The organism is Endozoicomonas sp. ALD068 (assembly GCF_049310145.1).
GTDB lineage: Bacteria > Pseudomonadota > Gammaproteobacteria > Pseudomonadales > Endozoicomonadaceae > Endozoicomonas_A.
Map to the genome: position 1 here is coordinate 4,183,114 of NZ_JBLYNU010000004.1, position 16,925 is coordinate 4,200,038.

Sequence of the window (16,925 nt, forward strand, 5' to 3'; positions counted from 1 at the left end):
TCTGATTCCCCCGTTTACACGCTTTCAGCCAATGATGCTGTCTTGATCGGGCTAACCGACTCAGACTTATCCGATTTAATCTTGATATGAGGCCGCTTCATGGGCATCAGACCTTCAGGACGCCATACCATCATGCAAACCATCATCAACCCGAACATCAGCATTCGGTATTCCTGGAATTCACGGGCAAACTCAGGGAGAACGGTCATGATCACAGCAGCAAGAATGACACCGACCTGAGATCCCATTCCGCCAAGCACAACAATGGCAAGAATGATGGCAGACTCGATAAAAGTAAACGACTCCGGACTAATAAAACCCTGACGGGCAGCAAAGAAGGTCCCGGCGAAGCCAGCAAATGCGGCCCCTATAGTAAATGCAGACAATTTGATGGCCGTAGGATTCAAACCCAGTGAACGACAGGCAATATCATCTTCACGCAACGCTTCCCAGGCTCTGCCAATAGGCATTCGAAGCAGTCGATTGATCACAAACAGCGTGGCAATCACCAGCAACACTGCCAGTATGTACAGAAAAATCACCTTGTACTCACTGCTGTAATCAATACCAAAATATTCGTGGAAAGGAGCATTCCCTTCTTCCTGCGCCCTGCGTCCAAATTCAAGGCCAAACAGAGTCGGTTTAGGAATCTGGCTAATACCATTGGGACCACCGGTAAATGTCGTCCAGTTGTTGAGCAAGATTCGAATGATTTCACCAAAACCCAGAGTTACGATGGCCAGATAATCACCCCGAAGCCTGAGCACCGGAAAACCAAGAATAAAACCAAAGAAAGCCGCCAGGATACCGCCCAGCACCAGACTGCTCCAGAAGTCGAGACCCAGATATTGATTCAATAAGGCATAACTGTAGGCACCCACGGCATAAAAGCCGACATAGCCCAAATCAAGAAGACCGGCCAGGCCCACCACAATGTTCAGACCCAGCCCCAACATCACGTAAATCAGGGCCAGAGTGGCCAGATCCACAGCCCCCCTGGAAACAAAGAATGGCCAGATCATCAATCCTGCAACTGCAAAGCAGATTAAAAGGGTCCTGGTCTCTTTGTTCCTGGTTGCTTTGGTCAGCTTTTCTGCATTAATAGATGGTAACTGTTGTTTTATTCTGGAAAGCCTCTGATCGATGAGGGCTCTGAACAGCTGGAAGAAGAAGACAGCAGCCACACCTGCTGCTATCCAGTAGAGGGAAGAAGGATCAGCTAATGTCACCTCAAGTCCAACGCCCGAGGGCTCAAGACGAACTCCCATCATCAGGCTGGTTAGAATTAGCAAAACAACTGCCGAGAGTATTGCCGGAGTGAAGCGTAATGATTTCATACTTTTTCGACCTCCGGCTTGCCCAGAAGACCCGTCGGCCTGAACAGAAGAATCAGAACGAGGAGACTGAAGGCGACAACGTCCTTATATTCCGCACTGAAGTAACCTGCGGTGAAGGCTTCCGTGACACCCAGAATCAAACCACCCAGCACAGCTCCGGGTATACTTCCGATTCCTCCCAACACGGCAGCAGTGAACGCTTTAAGACCTGCCATAAAGCCAATGTGGGGATTGATTACTCCGTAATACATGCCAAGCAATACACCGGCTACCGCAGCAAGAGCGGCCCCGATCACAAAAGTGATCGAAATAATCTGATGAGTGTTGATACCCAGCAGCCCGGTCATGCCAAGATCTTCAGCGCAAGCTCTGCAGGCCCGTCCCATTTTTGATCTGGAGATAAACAGAGTCAGGGCCGTCATGGCAATAAACGTCACCACAAAGATAATTAACTGCATGTACGACACCGTGGCATTAAAACCGTCTTCAGGACCAAAGGTCCAGCCACCACTGATCATGCTGGGCATGGCTATATCCCGTGATCCCTGGGCCAGGCGGACATAGTTCTGAAGGAAAATGGACATACCAATAGCGGAAATCAGAGCAATCAACCGGTTGCTGTTCCTCAAAGGCCGATAGGCAACCCTTTCAACAGCAAAGCCATAGGTACTGGTGATAATGATGCTGATGACAAAGGCGGAAACCAGCATCAGTGAAACACTGTCGATTCCCATCATCGCTAACGCGGCCAGTACCGCAAAAGCGATGTAACTGCCAATCATGTAGATCTCACCATGAGCAAAATTGATCATGCCAATGATGCCGTAAACCATGGTATAACCGATAGCGATCAGTGCGTACGTACTGCCTATCGTCAGCCCGTTAAGCAGTTGCTGAATAAGGTAAAAACTTGAATCCCCCATTCCACGACCTCGTTTTTATTCTTGTGAAAACCCCTAATGCCAGGCTGATTCTCTCATACGACAACGGCTCTTGGTAGGGAAAGAGCAAAAGTAGTGCCTGTAGAAGTTACACCCACGATCCTGACACAGAGGGCCGCCCGACCAAGCCAAAAGGCAGTAACCCAACCCTCGCTGAATACCTGCAAAAGCTTCTGGTATTGCCATTACCTATTAGACGACAATAACAATATGCCCTTACGATTCAGAGACTTCTATTTTTATAGTTTTTGAATGCGCAACCCTGAACGCCAGAGCTTGGGTAAACATATTTCGCTATTCGTTAATACTGAACTTTTGATGTACTCTAGCAGCATCAAAGTCAATCAATTGGTCACTTTTGCTGACTCACCTGCCAGCCAAAAGCTCAATCTGGTCAAGATATGCCCAACACCCAAACCTCTAACAACCTTGCCGCCTTCATCTGGTCCGTAGCCGACCTCCTGCGAGGCGATTTCAAGCAATCCCAGTACGGGCGCATCATCTTACCGTTTACCCTGCTGCGCCGCCTGGAATGCGTTCTGGAGCCCACCAAGGAAGCAGTGGTTGCCCAGCACGAAAAAGTAAAGGCCATGAACCTGCCTGAAGAAGGCATGGAGAAGATGCTGCTACGTGCTTCTGGATTGTCGTTTTTCAATACTTCACCCATGAACCTGTCGAAGATGGGTCAGGGCGATATCAAGGACAACCTTGAAAACTATGTCCTCTCCTTCTCCAAAGATGCCCGTGAAATCTTTGAGCATTTCAAGTTTGATGAGTTTGTAGGCAGCCTGAACGAAGCCAACCTGCTGTTCAAGGTACTGCGGAAGTTTGCCACCATCGACCTCAGCCCCAAGGCGATCAGCAACCACGATATGGGCTTGGTGTTTGAAGAACTGATCCGTCGCTTTGCCGAATCTTCCAACGAAACCGCCGGTGAACACTTTACCCCAAGGGATATTGTCGAGCTCACCACTTCACTGGTGTTTATGGAAGATGATGATGCTTTAACCAAAGAAGGGATCGTTCGCAGTATTTATGATCCAACGGCAGGTACAGGCGGCTTTCTCTCTGCGGGAATGGAGTACGTATACAAGCATAATACAAAAGCTCGTATGACGGCCTTTGGCCAAGAGCTGAACCCGGAGTCCTACGCCATCTGTAAAGCCGATATGCTGATCAAGGGTCAGGATGTCAGTCGCATCAAACTGGGCAACACTCTGTCGAACGATCACCTCAGTGGCGACCAGTTTGACTACATGCTGTCTAATCCGCCATTCGGGGTGGACTGGAAAAAGATCGAAGGCACCATTAAAGATGAGCATGAACACAAAGGCTACGACGGTCGCTTTGGCCCCGGCCTGCCAAGAGTGTCCGATGGTTCGCTGCTGTTCCTGATGCACCTGATCAGCAAGTTCAGGGACATCACACCAGAGAACCAGAACCCCAGCCGCATCGGCATTATCCTCAACGGTTCGCCGCTGTTTACCGGCAGTGCAGGCAGTGGTGAAAGCGAGATTCGCCGTTATATTCTCGAAGCCGACCTGCTCGAAGCCATTGTCGCCCTGCCCACAGACATGTTCTACAACACCGGTATCGCTACCTATGTGTGGGTGCTGACCAATAAAAAGTCCAATGAACGCAAAGGTAAAGTGCAGCTGATTAACGGCGTAAACCTGTGCGGCAAGATGCGTAAGTCCCTGGGCTCCAAGCGGAACATCATGAGCGAAGCGGATCGCCGCATCATTACCCAAAACTTTGGAGCCTTTGCAGAAGCATCCGAAGAAAACTTTGCCGCCAAAATTTTCGACAGTCATGAATTCGGCTACCGTCGTATTACCGTGGAACGCCCACTTCGCCTGTCCGCCCAGATTACTGATGACGCGGTAACGGGTCTACGCTATGCACCCAGGCCGTATAATGCCGTTATGCGCTGGATGGTTGAGGAATTCGGCACAGAATGTCATACAATCCTGGCAGACAATGAAGAAGCCATCCGCACCAAAATCAAAAAAGACTTCAAAGAACTGAAAGAGAAGCAGATCAAAGAGGTACTGAACGACAAACTCTGGCTGTTCCAGCGGGGGCTGATGGAGAAAGCCCAAACTCTGCAAAATACAGTCGGAACGGTACTGTCCAACGACTTTAACCAGTTCGATAAAGACCTGAAAGCCGCCCTTAAAGCCGCTAATTTGAAGTTGGATACCAGAGAGAAAAAGCAGTTCCTCGATGCCGTCACCTGCAAGAACCCCGAAGCCGAACCTGTTATCAAAAAGGTGCTGAATGAAGAAGTCCAATCGCTCTACGGCGCATTTGAATACCAAGGCAAAGTCGTCGAATTCCAGACCGATGGTGACCTGCGGGATAACGAGAACATTCCTCTTGACCCATCAATGCCCACTCATATCCTGATCGAAACCTACTTCAACCGGGAAGTGGCTCCCCATGTACCCGATGCCTGGGTCAATGCTGATAAATGCGATGCCCAGGATGGTGAGATTGGAATTGTGGGTTACGAGATTCCTTTTAACCGACACTTCTATGTGTATCAGCCGCCCCGTGCGCTGGAAGCGATTGATGCTGATCTGGATGCGGTGAGTGCTAGAATCATGAGTCTGTTAAAAGAGGTTCACTCATGAGCAAGCCAAAAAACAACATTAACCTGAGCCTGAATAAGGAATACAAAAGCTGGCTGAAAAACCTTAAACAGAAGGTTCTGGCAACCCAACTCAAGGCAGCCGTTCAGGTTAACTCCACTCTGCTGAATTTTTACTGGGAACTGGGGGAAGACATTGTTCGGCGGCAGGTTGAAGCAAATTGGGGTGATGGTTTTTTAAAGCAGCTGAATAAGGATTTAAGCAACGAATTCCCTGATATTAAAGGCTTTTCCCTCAGCAACATCAAATACATCCGTCAGTGGCACCTGTTCTACCGGGATGAGGTTGAAAAAAGCCAACAGCTTGTTGGCCAATTAACGTCGATTCCCTGGGGGCATAACCTGAAGATAATCAGCAAGTGCCAAACAACGGCTGAAGCTCTGTATTACGTGGGCAAAACCATAGAACATGGCTGGAGCCGAAACGTTCTCACTCACCAGATTGAAAGTGGACTTTGGCAGCGGAAGGGACAAGCGCCCAACAACTTCAATGCAACACTGCCTGCCGTCCAGTCCGACCTTGCACAGCAAACCCTGAAAGACCCCTATATGTTTGACTTTCTTGCCCTCACTGATCATTACACAGAGCGAGAGCTGGAGCAGGGATTGATTAAGCATATCACTCAGTTTCTACTGGAATTGGGATCAGGTTTTGCCTACATGGGCAAGCAGTTTCATATACAGGTAGGACAGCAGGATTTTTATATTGACCTCTTATTTTATCATGCACACCTGCATTGCTACGTAGTCATTGAACTGAAAGCGGGTGACTTCAGGCCGGAACACGCAGGCAAACTGAATTTTTATATCAAAGCAGTAGATGAACTGGTACGCAGGGAGGGCGATGCGCCGACTATCGGCATTCTGCTGTGTAAGAACAAGGACAAACTCGTGGCGGAATACGCCCTCAGCGATATTCAAAAGCCTATTGGTGTTTCGGAATACCAACTGTCCCAATCACTGCCAGAAAATCTACAATCGCAACTGCCCAGTATTGAAGAAATTGAGCAGGGACTGGGGGGTGAATTGTGATGGGCGGAAACAGCCTTGAGCGCAAAAAATATGCGGTTTATCCGGAATATAAGGATTCTGGGGTTGAGTGGCTAGGGAAAATTCCAACTACGTGGGATATGTGGAAACTGAATCATGCCTATGATGAAATTGGTTCTGGCACAACACCACCAAGTAGCTCGGATGAATGGTATGGGGGTGATATCCCTTGGGTTACGACAGGTGAGCTTCGTGAAGCTGAAATTTTAGATACCACAAAAAAAATCACCGAGGATACAATCAAACGATTCCCTACCTTGCGGAAGTATCCAAAAGGCTCTGTCGCCATAGCAATGTATGGTGCAACCATTGGTCGCCTGGGCATATTTGGTGTTGAAGCAACAACAAACCAAGCTTGCTGTGTACTGACCGAATCCAAGGTCACCAATAATAAATATCTATATTATTGGTTGCAGGCATTTCGACAGGACATCGTTAACTTGGCATCAGGCGGTGGACAACCAAATATTAATCAGGAAGTTGTAGCCTCTCTGAAAATCAGTTCGCCTGATAAATTGGGCCAGCAGATTATAGTTAGCTTCCTCAACCACGAAACCGCCAAAATCGACACCCTGATCGAAGAGCAGCAATCCCTGATCCGGCTGTTGAAAGAAAAACGACAGGCGGTGATCAGTCATGCCGTCACCAAGGGGCTGAACCCGGATGCACCGATGAAGGATTCCGGTGCGGAGTGGCTTGGGGAAGTGCCGGAGCATTGGGTTCACAACACAAAGTTAATGCACATTGCAGAAGAAACTAGAGGTAGCTTTGTAAATGGCCCTTTTGGTAGCGACTTACTATCCAGTGAATTAAAGCTCAAAGGGGTGCCGGTAATTTATATTCGTGATGTTAAACCCACAGGTTATTTCCGGAAGAGTAAAGACTGCGTAACACCAAAAAAGGCAGTTCAGCTATCCGTATGCTCGGTAAGCAGCGGTGATGTACTTGTATCGAAAGTAGGTTCGCCTCCTGGTGATGCTTGTGTGTACCCGTCAGATCAGCCGGATGCAATCATTACTCAGGATGTGGTTCGAATTAGGGTCGATAAGTGCAAAGTGTTACCTGAATACCTCTGCTATTTACTTAATGCAGACTATGGGCGGGCAGTTGTTGACAATATTAGTGTTGAATCAACTCGCAAACGTTTCAGTCTCGGTGACTTCAAGCAGTTAAAATTTCCTCTGCCATGCATTAAAGAGCAGGCATCAATCATCGCTAATTTGTTAAAACAAACAAGCTTGATTGATCAGCTAATTGGTGAAGCAATTTCTCTTAGCGAATTCTTTGCAGAACGCCGCACAGCCCTAATCTCCGCCGCCGTCACCGGCAAAATCGACGTACGTGACTGGGTCGCTCCGTCATAATATCTGAGCCTGCGATTGTCTCGACACTGTCGAGACAATTCAGATCAGTCCTAAATTGAAACTGAAAGGTCTCATATTGGGACCTTGAAAAGTCCCAATATGAGACCTATAGTTCCCATATTGATACCTCTATAGGAACTTCGTCACTGTGTCATCCATTGCCTCCGTACTGTTCACCAAAACTCAGCAACGTCTGCTGGCTGTGCTCTACGGCAAGCCGGACTGCTCTTTTTATCTGAACGAGGTGGCAAGGCTGGCCGGGGTCGGCAAGGGCGCTGTGGTTCGGGAACTCAAGAAAATGACCGAAGCCGGATTGCTCACCACTCACCAGCAGGGTAACCAGCAGCATTATCAAGCCAATCCCGATAACCCCGTGTTTGAAGAGCTGAAAGCCATTACCCGCAAAACCTTTGGCGTACAGGGTGTAATTAAAAGGGCACTGTCGCCCGTTTTAAGTCAATGTGACATGGCATTTATTTATGGCTCGGTAGCAAAAGGACAGGAACACGCGGGCAGTGATATAGACGTTTTGCTGGTGGGGCATGATTTAAGTTATGGCGAGATTATGGAGCATCTGGAACCAGCAGAAAATCAGCTGGGGCGAATCATTAATCCTACACTGCTGACGCCTGAAGAATTCCAGCAAAGAGTAGACAGTCAGCAAAGTTTTGTCACACGACTTATGGAACAGCCCAAACTCTGGCTGACCGATCAACCCTTAACCGGAGACAAGCCATCGTGAAAGAGCTGGATAATCTGGTCAAAATCAACAAGCTCAAACAAGAACCCCCTGATGCACAGGAATTTGCAGGGATGGTTCGGGCGGCTGAAACCAAACTCAAAGATGCTGCCATCAGTGGTTTATCCGTCGACAGCCAGTTTTCTCTGGCCTATAGTGCGGCCCATGCTTTGTCACTTGCTGCATTACGCTGGCACGGCTACCGCTCTGAAAGCCGTTATCTGGTGTTCCAGTGTTTGCAGCATACATTAGACTTGAGTCGTGCAAAATGGCGGGTTCTTGATCAATGCCACAACCATCGTAACCTGGCGGAATACGAAGGGCATCTGGATATTAACCCGCAACTGTTGAAAGAACTGATTCTGCTAACCCATGAGCTGTTAAATCTGGTTAAATCACTCCCTGAAATCTCTTAGGACGTACGTGACTGGCAACCAGAAGCACAACAACAAGAACAACCCGCAGAGGCCACCGCATGAGCAAAACACCCGCTTCATCAAAAGAGCCGGATAACCTGTTCGGCGAAATCAAAGACCTGATACAAAGAGCCAAACAACGGGCAGCGGTGGCACTCAATGCCGAGATAACCGCACTCTATTGGAAGGTCGGTCAGCGTATTCAGCAGGAAATCCTGAAGGGTAAGCGGGCAGACTACGGCAAACAGGTTATTTCCGGCTTGTCCCGCCAGCTCTCCGGGCAGTTTGGTAAGGGCTGGAGCCCTCAGCAATTGAGACATTGTATTAAGTTTGCCGAAATCTGTGAGGCTGATGAAATTGTCTCTACAGTGTGGAGACAATTGAGCTGGTCACACCTGAAACTGTTGATTTACATTGATGACCCACTAAAACGTGAGTTCTATATGACCATGGCGATTCAGGAGCGATGGTCTGTCCGCACCTTCAGCGAGCGTATGGATTCCATGCTGTTTGAGCGTACAGCCTTATCCCGAAAGCCGGAAGAAACCATCGTTCACGATCTGAAAATGCTGAGGGATCAAAGGAAAGCCGATCAGGATATCGTTCTGAAAGACCCTTACATTCTGGATTTTCTTGAGCTTAATGATACCTACGTGGAAAAAGATCTTGAGGATGCTATTTTGCGGGAAATGGAGCATTTCCTGTTAGAAATGGGTATGGGCTTCACTTTTGTCGCACGCCAGCACCGAGTTCAAATTGATGAAGATGATTTTTATATTGATCTCTTGTTCTATAACCGAAAACTGAAGCGACTGGTTGCTATTGAACTGAAAACAGGCAAGTTTAAAGCTGAGTACAAAGGACAGATGGAGTTATATCTACGCTGGCTGAATAGATATGACCGTCAGCATGGAGAAGACCCCCCTATCGGCATCATTCTTTGTGCAGGTAAGAAGCAAAAGCAAATTGAATTACTTGAACTGGGTCAACTACCCGTCCCTAAAGGAACGGGCTTGTAAAAGCCCTTGTTGACTAGACCACTATTTAGGAGAGGCAAAAAATAGTAGACGTTATTTCGGATGTAGATACCTTGGAATGTCGCCTTAGTTCCTTGCTCTATCGTGGCTCTGTAAACAGTCTTATTGGGTTATAGACAGTCAACCACATTGCGAAGCCGTTATAGCTGGTCGAAAGGAAGTCTGAAACTGGTTTGATCCTACAAACCAGCGTAAGCACAACTCGAAGGAGGTAGACTGAATGCTAGTTTACGTACTCAACAAGAATGGTGAACCATTAATGCCATGCAAGCCCCAACGGGCCAGAAAGCTCTTGAAAGAGGGTAAGGCTAGGGTTGTTTCAAGGACACCATTCACTATACAGCTACAGTTTGGCTCTACAGGCTATAAGCAAACTGTAGTGGCTGGTATGGATACCGGCTCTAAGGTTATCGGCTGTGCTGCTATATCTAACGGCAAGGTTGTATATCAGTCTCAAGTCAAGCTTAGAACCGATATTAAGAAAAAAATGGATCAAAGGAGAATGTATCGGAGCAATAGACGTAACAGAAAAACCCGATATAGAAAGCCCAGATTTTTGAACAGGAAAAACTCAACCATGTTTGGAAGGCTTCCACCTTCTGTAAGGTCTAAGGTTCAGTCCCATTTCAGGGAAAAGAAACAGGTTGAAATGATTTTACCTGTTACCCGATGGAATGTAGAAACGGCCAGTTTTGACATTCACAAGATAACCAACCCTGAAGTGTCGGGAAGGGGCTATCAGGAAGGAAAACAGAAGGATTATTACAACGTCAAAGCCTATGTCCTTGATCGTGATGGATACAAATGTCATTCAAAACAGAAGGTTAAGCATAGTGAAAAATTACACGTTCATCATATTGTATTTCGATCAAATGGTGGAACAGATGAGCCTGGTAACCTAATAACCCTATGTGAAAGGTGCCACAAGGATTTACACGATGGGAAATTTGAGATTAAGAGCCAGAAAAGCAAGACTAAACACGCCACCCAAGTCAGCACCATCAAGGAAGTGTTAAAGAAAAACTGGTCATTCAAAGAAACCTTTGGGTATGAGACAAAATTCAAGCGTGAAACGATTTTAAAATTACCCAAAACCCATTTCAATGATGCTGTAGCTATTTGCAGTGAACATGGGGAGTTGGTTGAACCGAGTCCAATTGTGTATAAGAAGGTTCATGTCTCTAAAGGTGACTATCAGTTACACAAAGGGCAGAGATCAGAAAAGAAAATTCCTGTTGGCAAGTTGTTTGGCATTAAAAAGTTCGACTATGTAAATACCCAAAAGGGTAAAGGATTTATCAAGGGTAGAATGTCTACAGGATATGCTGTATTGATGGATATAGAAGGTAAAACTACAATAACCAGCACAACAATTAAGAAGGGCTGTAAAAGGTTAAGCGCCAGAAGCACAACCCTGATCGACTTCGAACATTGTGCATAGCGAATCTTGGCGGATTCGTTGCTTACATCCCCGCTGAAGCGAGGGGTTTTACGCAAAATTCGATAAAACTGAATAGTGGAATCCTCGAATTGTCTCCGCAGTGTGGAGACAATTCAGCCAGATTGATACATTGTGCAAACACTGTCTGCATAATCCCTGAAAAGTCCCAGATAGAGACCTTCAGGTACCATTTTGAGACCTTGAAATATGGACAGTACCAGCGAATCCACCTTCCAGAATGATATGATCGCCCGCCTGCAAGCCAAAGGCTGGCTGCTGGGCAGTGGTGACCAGTACGACCGGGAAACGGCGTTGTATACCAGCGATGTACTGGATTTTGTCAAGAACACCCAGCCGAAGGAATGGCAAAAGTTCTGCAAAAGCTTTCCGGTGGATTCGGAGCAGCATTTTATCAGCCATCTGGTCAACCAGTTAAAAAAAGCCGATCCCAATGCCATTGATAAGGAACTTCGCAGCTTTGGCACCCTGGGCGTGTTGCGTCATGGCTTGAAGATTCGCAATGCCCGGTTCTCCCTCTGCCAGTTTATGCCGGAACATACCCTGAATCCGGATACGCTTGCCCGCTATAAAGAAAACCGTTGTCGTGTGGTGCCAGAGCTGGTTTACAGTCCTTATGTCAATCTTGTCCCCCCATCCCAACCTTCCCCCGAGGGGGAAGGCGTCGACGCACATCTGGCAGAAACCGGTAAAAAATCCAAGGCATGGCGCATTGACCTGGTGCTGTTTATCAACGGTCTGCCCGTGGCAACGCTGGAGCTGAAATCGGAATTCAAACAAGCTATTGAAAACGCTAAACGACAATATCAAAAGACCCGCCTGCCCAAAGACCCGGAAACCGGCAAGCCAGAACCGCTGCTGACCTTTAAACGGGGGGCGCTGGTGCATTTTGCCGTGAGTCAGTACGAAGTGTATATGGCGACTAAACTGGCGGGCAGCGATACCTTCTTTCTGCCGTTTAACAAAGGCACGGCGGAAGGCGGTGCAGGCAATGATATTCCCGAAAACAAGGATGAGTACGCCACCGAATACCTGTGGAACGAAGTGCTGCTGCCCGATAACCTGCTGAACATTATTGGTCGATTTGTGCATTTGCAGATCGAAGAAAAGGAAGACTGGGAAGGCCGCAAGTCGAAAAAGGAAACCCTGATCTTTCCCCGTTATCACCAATGGGATGTGGTGACCAAACTGATTGCGGCGGCCAAGGCGGAAGGCACGGGCAACAAGTACCTGGTGCAGCACAGTGCCGGTTCCGGTAAATCCAACTCCATTGCCTGGACCGCCCATCAGCTTTCTACCCTGTACGATGGCGAAGGCAACAAGCAGTTCCATTCGGTGATTGTGATTACCGACAGAACCGTGCTGGACGATCAGCTACAAGACACCATCTACCAGTTTGAACACGCCGACGGTGTGGTGGGGCGCATCAACAAAAAAGAAGGTGATGGCTCCAAGTCGGAGAAACTGGCAGCGGCCCTGGAGAGTGCTCAACCGATTATTATTGTCACCATTCAAACCTTCCCTTATGTATTGGCGGCCATTGAGAACAGTACCAGACTGAAGGAACGCCGGTACGCCGTGATTGCCGACGAAGCTCATTCGTCACAAACCGGCTCCACCGCCCGCAAACTGAAAGAAGTGTTGATGGTGGATGGTACTAATGACGGAGATGAGGACAAAGAGCTGTCTTCTGAAGATATGCTGGATGCCACCATTGCCTCACGCCGGGGCAGCAGCAATCTGAACTACTATGCGTTCACGGCAACACCCAAGGCGAAGACACTAGAGCTGTTTGGTCGCCTGCCCAAACCTGATGAGCCTGCTTCCGAGAAGAACCTGCCTGAAGCCTTCCATGTGTATTCCATGCGCCAGGCCATTGAGGAAGGCTTTATTCTCGACGTGCTGAAAAACTACACCAACTACAAGGTGGCCTATCAACTGGCCCAAAAAATAGAGGCCGATGACAAAGAGGTAGACAGCAAAAAAACCAAGGTAAAACTGAACCGCTGGGTGCGGCTCCATGAATACAATATTTCCCAGAAGGTGAAAGTCATCATCGAGCACTACAAAGAGCATGTTATGGGCTTGCTCGCTGGTCAGGCAAAGGCCATGGTAGTTACCAGTTCCCGCAAGGAAGCCGTGCGTTACAAGCTGGCGTTTGATAAATATCTTTCAGAGCACAAAAGTTCTATCGAGGTCATGATTGCCTTCTCCGGCGAAGTGGAATTTCATAAGGACGATCCGGACAGCTCTGCCCTGCTGGACCAAAAGTTCACCGAAACCAATATGAACCCAGCTCTAAAAGGCCGGGACATGCGCAAAGCATTCGATAGCGACGACTACCAGATCATACTGGTTGCCAACAAATTCCAGACTGGCTTTGATCAGCCGAAACTCTGCGCCATGTATGTAGACAAGCCCTTAGGTGGTGTGGAATGTGTGCAAACCTTGTCCCGTCTGAACCGTACCTATCCCGGCAAAGCCGAGTGCGGCACTTTTGTATTGGATTTTGTCAATGAGCCGGAAGAGATTCTGGCCGCATTCCAGCCGTATTACCAAATCGCTGAACTGGCGGATGTGACAGACCCGGATAAGGTATTCGACCTTTACGAAAAACTCCGTGCCAGCGGTATCTTTACCTGGAACGAAGTAGAACAGTTCTGCGAGGCTTTTCTTTCCAAGAGCAAAAGCAATGCAGCGGTGAGCAACATCTGCAAGCCCGCTGTGGATCGCTGGCAGAAGCGATACAGTTCTGCCATTGATGCTTATGTGCGTGCCAGGGAGATGTTCGAACGAACCAGGAAGACCAAAGATGCCGTGTTAATCGCTAATGCTGAAAACAGTTTCAAAGAGTGCAAGCTGGAAAAAGACCGGCTGGAAATCTTCAAGAAGGACTTAGGCACCTTTACCCGTTTCTACGAGTTTATGTCCCAGATTGTGGACTACGACAACAAAGATCTGGAAAAGCTCAGCCTTTATGCTCGCTACCTGCGCCCACTGCTCCGTGAAAAGGTCATTGAAGAAGATGATATTGACCTGGATAACGTGGTGATGAGCCATTACCGGTTGTCCAGGATTCGCCAGCAGGCCATTTCTTTAAAAGAGAGGGAACTCAAGGAAGACGCCGAGGGCTATGAACTGGAACCCTCCAGCGATGTCGGTTCAGCCAAACCCAAGGACAAGAAAGAAGAGTTCTTATCCCAGATTGTGGCAAGGCTGAATGAGCTGTTTATTACCGACAACCTGACCGATGCTGACTTGATCAACTACGCCTTTACCGTGCGGGACAAACTGGCCGAAAACGAAACGGTGATGAAGCAGATTGAGAACAATACGGCTGAACAAGCACTGCTCGGTGACTTCCCGCAAGCCATTGATGATGCCGTGATGGACAGCAACGAGGCTCAACAGGAGATGATGTTGCAGTATCTTTCCAACCCGGAATTGGCTCGGGGCTTTGCTCGGGTTGTGTTTGATATGTTGAAGGCGTGAGTGAGTGCCCTGCACTGGGCTTCATTGCTGAAGTGCAGGGTAAGATTTCTATATTTGTTCTGACTCAAAGGACTTCAGCACCAGGAATAAATCCACCAGCTAGCGCGATCTGTGTTTTGATAGATTCTTCTGGACTGTTAGCCGCACCAACCCACTTTCTGATTTTCTCGATTTCTGAAATTGACATCCTCCCCGCAGTGAAGAGGCTGTCGCAAAACTCTGGTTCCCATGCTCCAGCGTGGGAACCCATACCCATCTCGCGCTGCAGAGTCCCCTTTTCAGGGGAGGTATGCATTCCCACGCAGAGCGTGGGTGTCGCAAAACTCTGTGGGAACGATTTGACTCCCATCATTCCCAGCTTCATTCCCATCATTCCCAGCTTCATTCCCGTCATTCCCAGCTTCATTCCCGTCATTCCCGCGAAGGCGGGAATCCAAACTGACTCACCACCAGAACCATACTGCCCGGTGCCCTCCTGGCCTTGTCATCCCCGAGAAGGCAGAGATCCACCGTTGGCGCTGGATTCCCGCCTTCGCGGGAATGACGACCTAAGAGCATGGGAACGAGCTGTTGGAGTTTTCCGACACCCTCAGAGCGTGAGAACGAGTTGTACCTGCATCCCCCATTCTACGACCTCGTTTTTATTCTTGTGAAAACCCCTAATGCCAGGCTGACTCTTTCATACGACAACGGCTCTTGTTAGGGAAGGAACAAAAATAGGCAGCAGAATGCTGACATTGAATTCGGGCAATATCTCGACTAGGAGCCTGACCGAGAATAGCGCAACCAGACCAACAGAAGTTTTCCCAAATCTTAAAATGAGCAAAAAATATCCAATTATTAGTGGGATTTTGCTCATTTTTGCATATTTATGCCTTCTCACAGCCTCTATGCTGCCTTTTTAGCCTCTTTCAAATCTTCAAGACGGATTGACCTCGTGGAAGCCGCTTTTACAAATTTTTTGATATTATGCGCAGTGCATACCAGTGAAAATTCCGCTGAAACTTTTTCTTTGCCGCGGAGACTGAACCCTCGGAAACCAGATTCTTTTATCTGTCCAAATGGTGGCTCCGCAATAACTTTACGACGCTCATATATGGCTTTCGCACCGGCTGTCTCCATTTTCTTATTCATAGCCTGACGTGCTTTTTCAAACTTATCGGTACGGATAACCCTGCCAGCCTCTTTCTTTGAATCACTGCAATTCCGACGATAAGGGCATTCCCTGCATACCGTCTTGTTTGCCCGGTAGCTTTTTCTTTTGCTTTTGCTGGCCGGGTTCGTTACCAGCTTTTCCCCTGCCGGACAGATAAATACATCAGCTTCGGAATCATACGCAAAATCCGCTTTGACAAACTTCCTGTCAGAGCTTTCAAGGTCGTCAGCGGCAGGCTTCTCCGCCTTGTCGGTTGCGATATAGGCATCAATCTCATGTCGCTCGACTGTATGTAAGTTTGACCCTGAAAAGTAACCATTATCCATACTCCACTTATCTACAGCCGCGCCATCAGTGGCTCCTGATAATGCCCTCAGCGCCGGCTCCACTTCCTGTACATCGTTGGCGTGTTGGCTGACATGCTGGCCAACAATGATCTGGTTATCGGAATCAACTGTAATTTGAGCATTGTAGCTGTACTCACAATACCCCTTCTTGCTCATCACGCGGGCATCGTGATCTGCAAAACTGATCTGCTTTTTGTCGTCTATTGGTTTGTCTGGATTTAAAGCTTTTTCACGTTCTTCAAGTGCTTTCTTGGCCTCTTTGATTTTTTTCAGGCGCTCTTCTTTAAACTGGAGGTCTTCAGGAATGCTGTAACCATTGGTTGCTTTGTAGGCGTCATCTTCTTCCTGATCACACTGACTGGCTTTTTTGATCAGCTCATCCACTTCGGCACTGAGTTCTGCCTCTTTCGCTTTGAGCCTCCCGTAGCTCATGGCCTTGTGTTTTGAGCTGTTGGCTTTGAACTTGGAGCCGTCCAGGCTGATATGACCCAGTGATGCCATTTTGAGTTCAATGGCCAGTTTGACTGACTGTTTGAAGCAGTCATGGAAAAACGACAGATTATCCTTACGAAAGTCACCAAGAACCCTGAAATTCGGGCAGTTCATTTGTGAGATATACATGAACGCCAAGTCTTGTCGACACCGTCGCTCAATCTCACGGGAACTGAAAACACCATGGCTGTATGCGTAGATCAGAATAGCGACAATGAGCTTTGGAGGGTATGCGTGCTGACCAAGGTGGTGATATTTTTTTTCGACTTCAGACGTATTAATGTTCTGAAAAATGCTTTCATAAATAAAACAATCATGATCTTTGGGAAGCAAATCGAAAACGTTGGTTGGGAACAGCAGATGCTGATCAAACTCAACAGGACTGTCCTTAAACTTTGGTGGTGGTGACATTTGGCATAATCAGAGTTGGTTTAAGGCTTAT

At 47.9% G+C, this 16,925-nt stretch carries 13 protein-coding genes; 9 read left to right on the top strand and 4 right to left on the bottom strand.

The genetic code is table 11. The features are described from left to right. Window positions 1–14 precede the first annotated feature (14 nt). Window positions 15–1,337 (bottom strand): high-affinity branched-chain amino acid ABC transporter permease LivM, encoded by a 1,323-nt coding sequence (locus tag ACO6V5_RS14650; RefSeq protein ID WP_422412318.1) that lies wholly within the window; start codon window positions 1,335–1,337, stop codon window positions 15–17. Beyond that, window positions 1,334–2,260, bottom strand: a complete 927-nt coding sequence (gene livH, locus ACO6V5_RS14655) for a high-affinity branched-chain amino acid ABC transporter permease LivH (protein WP_422412316.1) — start codon at window positions 2,258–2,260, stop codon at window positions 1,334–1,336. The genes ACO6V5_RS14650 and livH overlap by 4 nt, the downstream gene beginning before the upstream one ends. A 419-nt stretch (window positions 2,261–2,679) precedes the next feature. Here livH and ACO6V5_RS14660 point away from each other — a divergent pair, with 419 nt between their 5' ends. The 8 genes from ACO6V5_RS14660 to ACO6V5_RS14695 all read left to right on the top strand — a co-directional run bounded on the left by ACO6V5_RS14660 (window position 2,680) and on the right by ACO6V5_RS14695 (window position 14,488). Further along, window positions 2,680–4,914 (top strand): type I restriction-modification system subunit M, encoded by a 2,235-nt coding sequence (locus ACO6V5_RS14660; RefSeq protein ID WP_422412314.1) that lies wholly within the window; start codon window positions 2,680–2,682, stop codon window positions 4,912–4,914. Continuing rightward, the gene (locus ACO6V5_RS14665; RefSeq protein WP_422412312.1) at window positions 4,911–5,963 is read left to right on the top strand and encodes a PDDEXK nuclease domain-containing protein; all 1,053 of its coding nucleotides are present in this window, start codon (window positions 4,911–4,913) and stop codon (window positions 5,961–5,963) included. The genes ACO6V5_RS14660 and ACO6V5_RS14665 overlap by 4 nt, the downstream gene beginning before the upstream one ends. Further along, entirely contained in the window at window positions 5,963–7,345 is a 1,383-nt protein-coding gene (locus ACO6V5_RS14670; protein WP_422412310.1) for a restriction endonuclease subunit S, read from the top strand. Before ACO6V5_RS14665 ends, ACO6V5_RS14670 begins: the two co-directional genes overlap by 1 nt. 148 nt (window positions 7,346–7,493) lie before the next feature. Beyond that, window positions 7,494–8,087, top strand: a complete 594-nt coding sequence (locus tag ACO6V5_RS14675) for a nucleotidyltransferase domain-containing protein (RefSeq protein WP_422412308.1) — start codon at window positions 7,494–7,496, stop codon at window positions 8,085–8,087. Further along, the gene (locus tag ACO6V5_RS14680) at window positions 8,084–8,500 is read left to right on the top strand and encodes a hypothetical protein (RefSeq protein WP_422412306.1); all 417 of its coding nucleotides are present in this window, start codon (window positions 8,084–8,086) and stop codon (window positions 8,498–8,500) included. Before ACO6V5_RS14675 ends, ACO6V5_RS14680 begins: the two co-directional genes overlap by 4 nt. A gap of 59 nt (window positions 8,501–8,559) precedes the next feature. Next, the gene (locus ACO6V5_RS14685; RefSeq protein ID WP_422412304.1) at window positions 8,560–9,519 is read left to right on the top strand and encodes a PDDEXK nuclease domain-containing protein; all 960 of its coding nucleotides are present in this window, start codon (window positions 8,560–8,562) and stop codon (window positions 9,517–9,519) included. 238 nt (window positions 9,520–9,757) lie between these two features. Next, window positions 9,758–10,978 (top strand): RNA-guided endonuclease IscB, encoded by a 1,221-nt coding sequence (gene iscB / locus ACO6V5_RS14690; RefSeq protein ID WP_422136981.1) that lies wholly within the window; start codon window positions 9,758–9,760, stop codon window positions 10,976–10,978. Window positions 10,979–11,185: 207 nt separating this feature from the next. After that, window positions 11,186–14,488: a type I restriction endonuclease subunit R gene (locus tag ACO6V5_RS14695; RefSeq protein ID WP_422412301.1), complete on the top strand. Its 3,303-nt coding sequence runs from the start codon at window positions 11,186–11,188 to the stop codon at window positions 14,486–14,488. 64 nt (window positions 14,489–14,552) lie between these two features. Here ACO6V5_RS14695 and ACO6V5_RS14700 read toward each other — a convergent pair whose 3' ends face one another. Next, window positions 14,553–14,840 carry a hypothetical protein gene (locus ACO6V5_RS14700; protein WP_422442172.1) on the bottom strand — a complete coding sequence of 96 codons (288 nt, stop codon included), beginning with the start codon at window positions 14,838–14,840 and terminating at the stop codon, window positions 14,553–14,555. On the opposite strand from ACO6V5_RS14700, the gene ACO6V5_RS14705 reads away from it, so the two are divergent. Next, window positions 14,827–15,141, top strand: a complete 315-nt coding sequence (locus ACO6V5_RS14705; protein ID WP_422139930.1) for a hypothetical protein — start codon at window positions 14,827–14,829, stop codon at window positions 15,139–15,141. The two genes, ACO6V5_RS14700 and ACO6V5_RS14705, sit on opposite strands and share 14 nt — an antisense overlap. Before the next feature lie 235 nt (window positions 15,142–15,376). Here ACO6V5_RS14705 and ACO6V5_RS14710 read toward each other — a convergent pair whose 3' ends face one another. Beyond that, complete coding sequence (locus ACO6V5_RS14710; RefSeq protein ID WP_422132798.1) at window positions 15,377–16,894, bottom strand: IS1182 family transposase; 1,518 nt, start codon at window positions 16,892–16,894, stop codon at window positions 15,377–15,379. Window positions 16,895–16,925 lie beyond the last annotated feature (31 nt).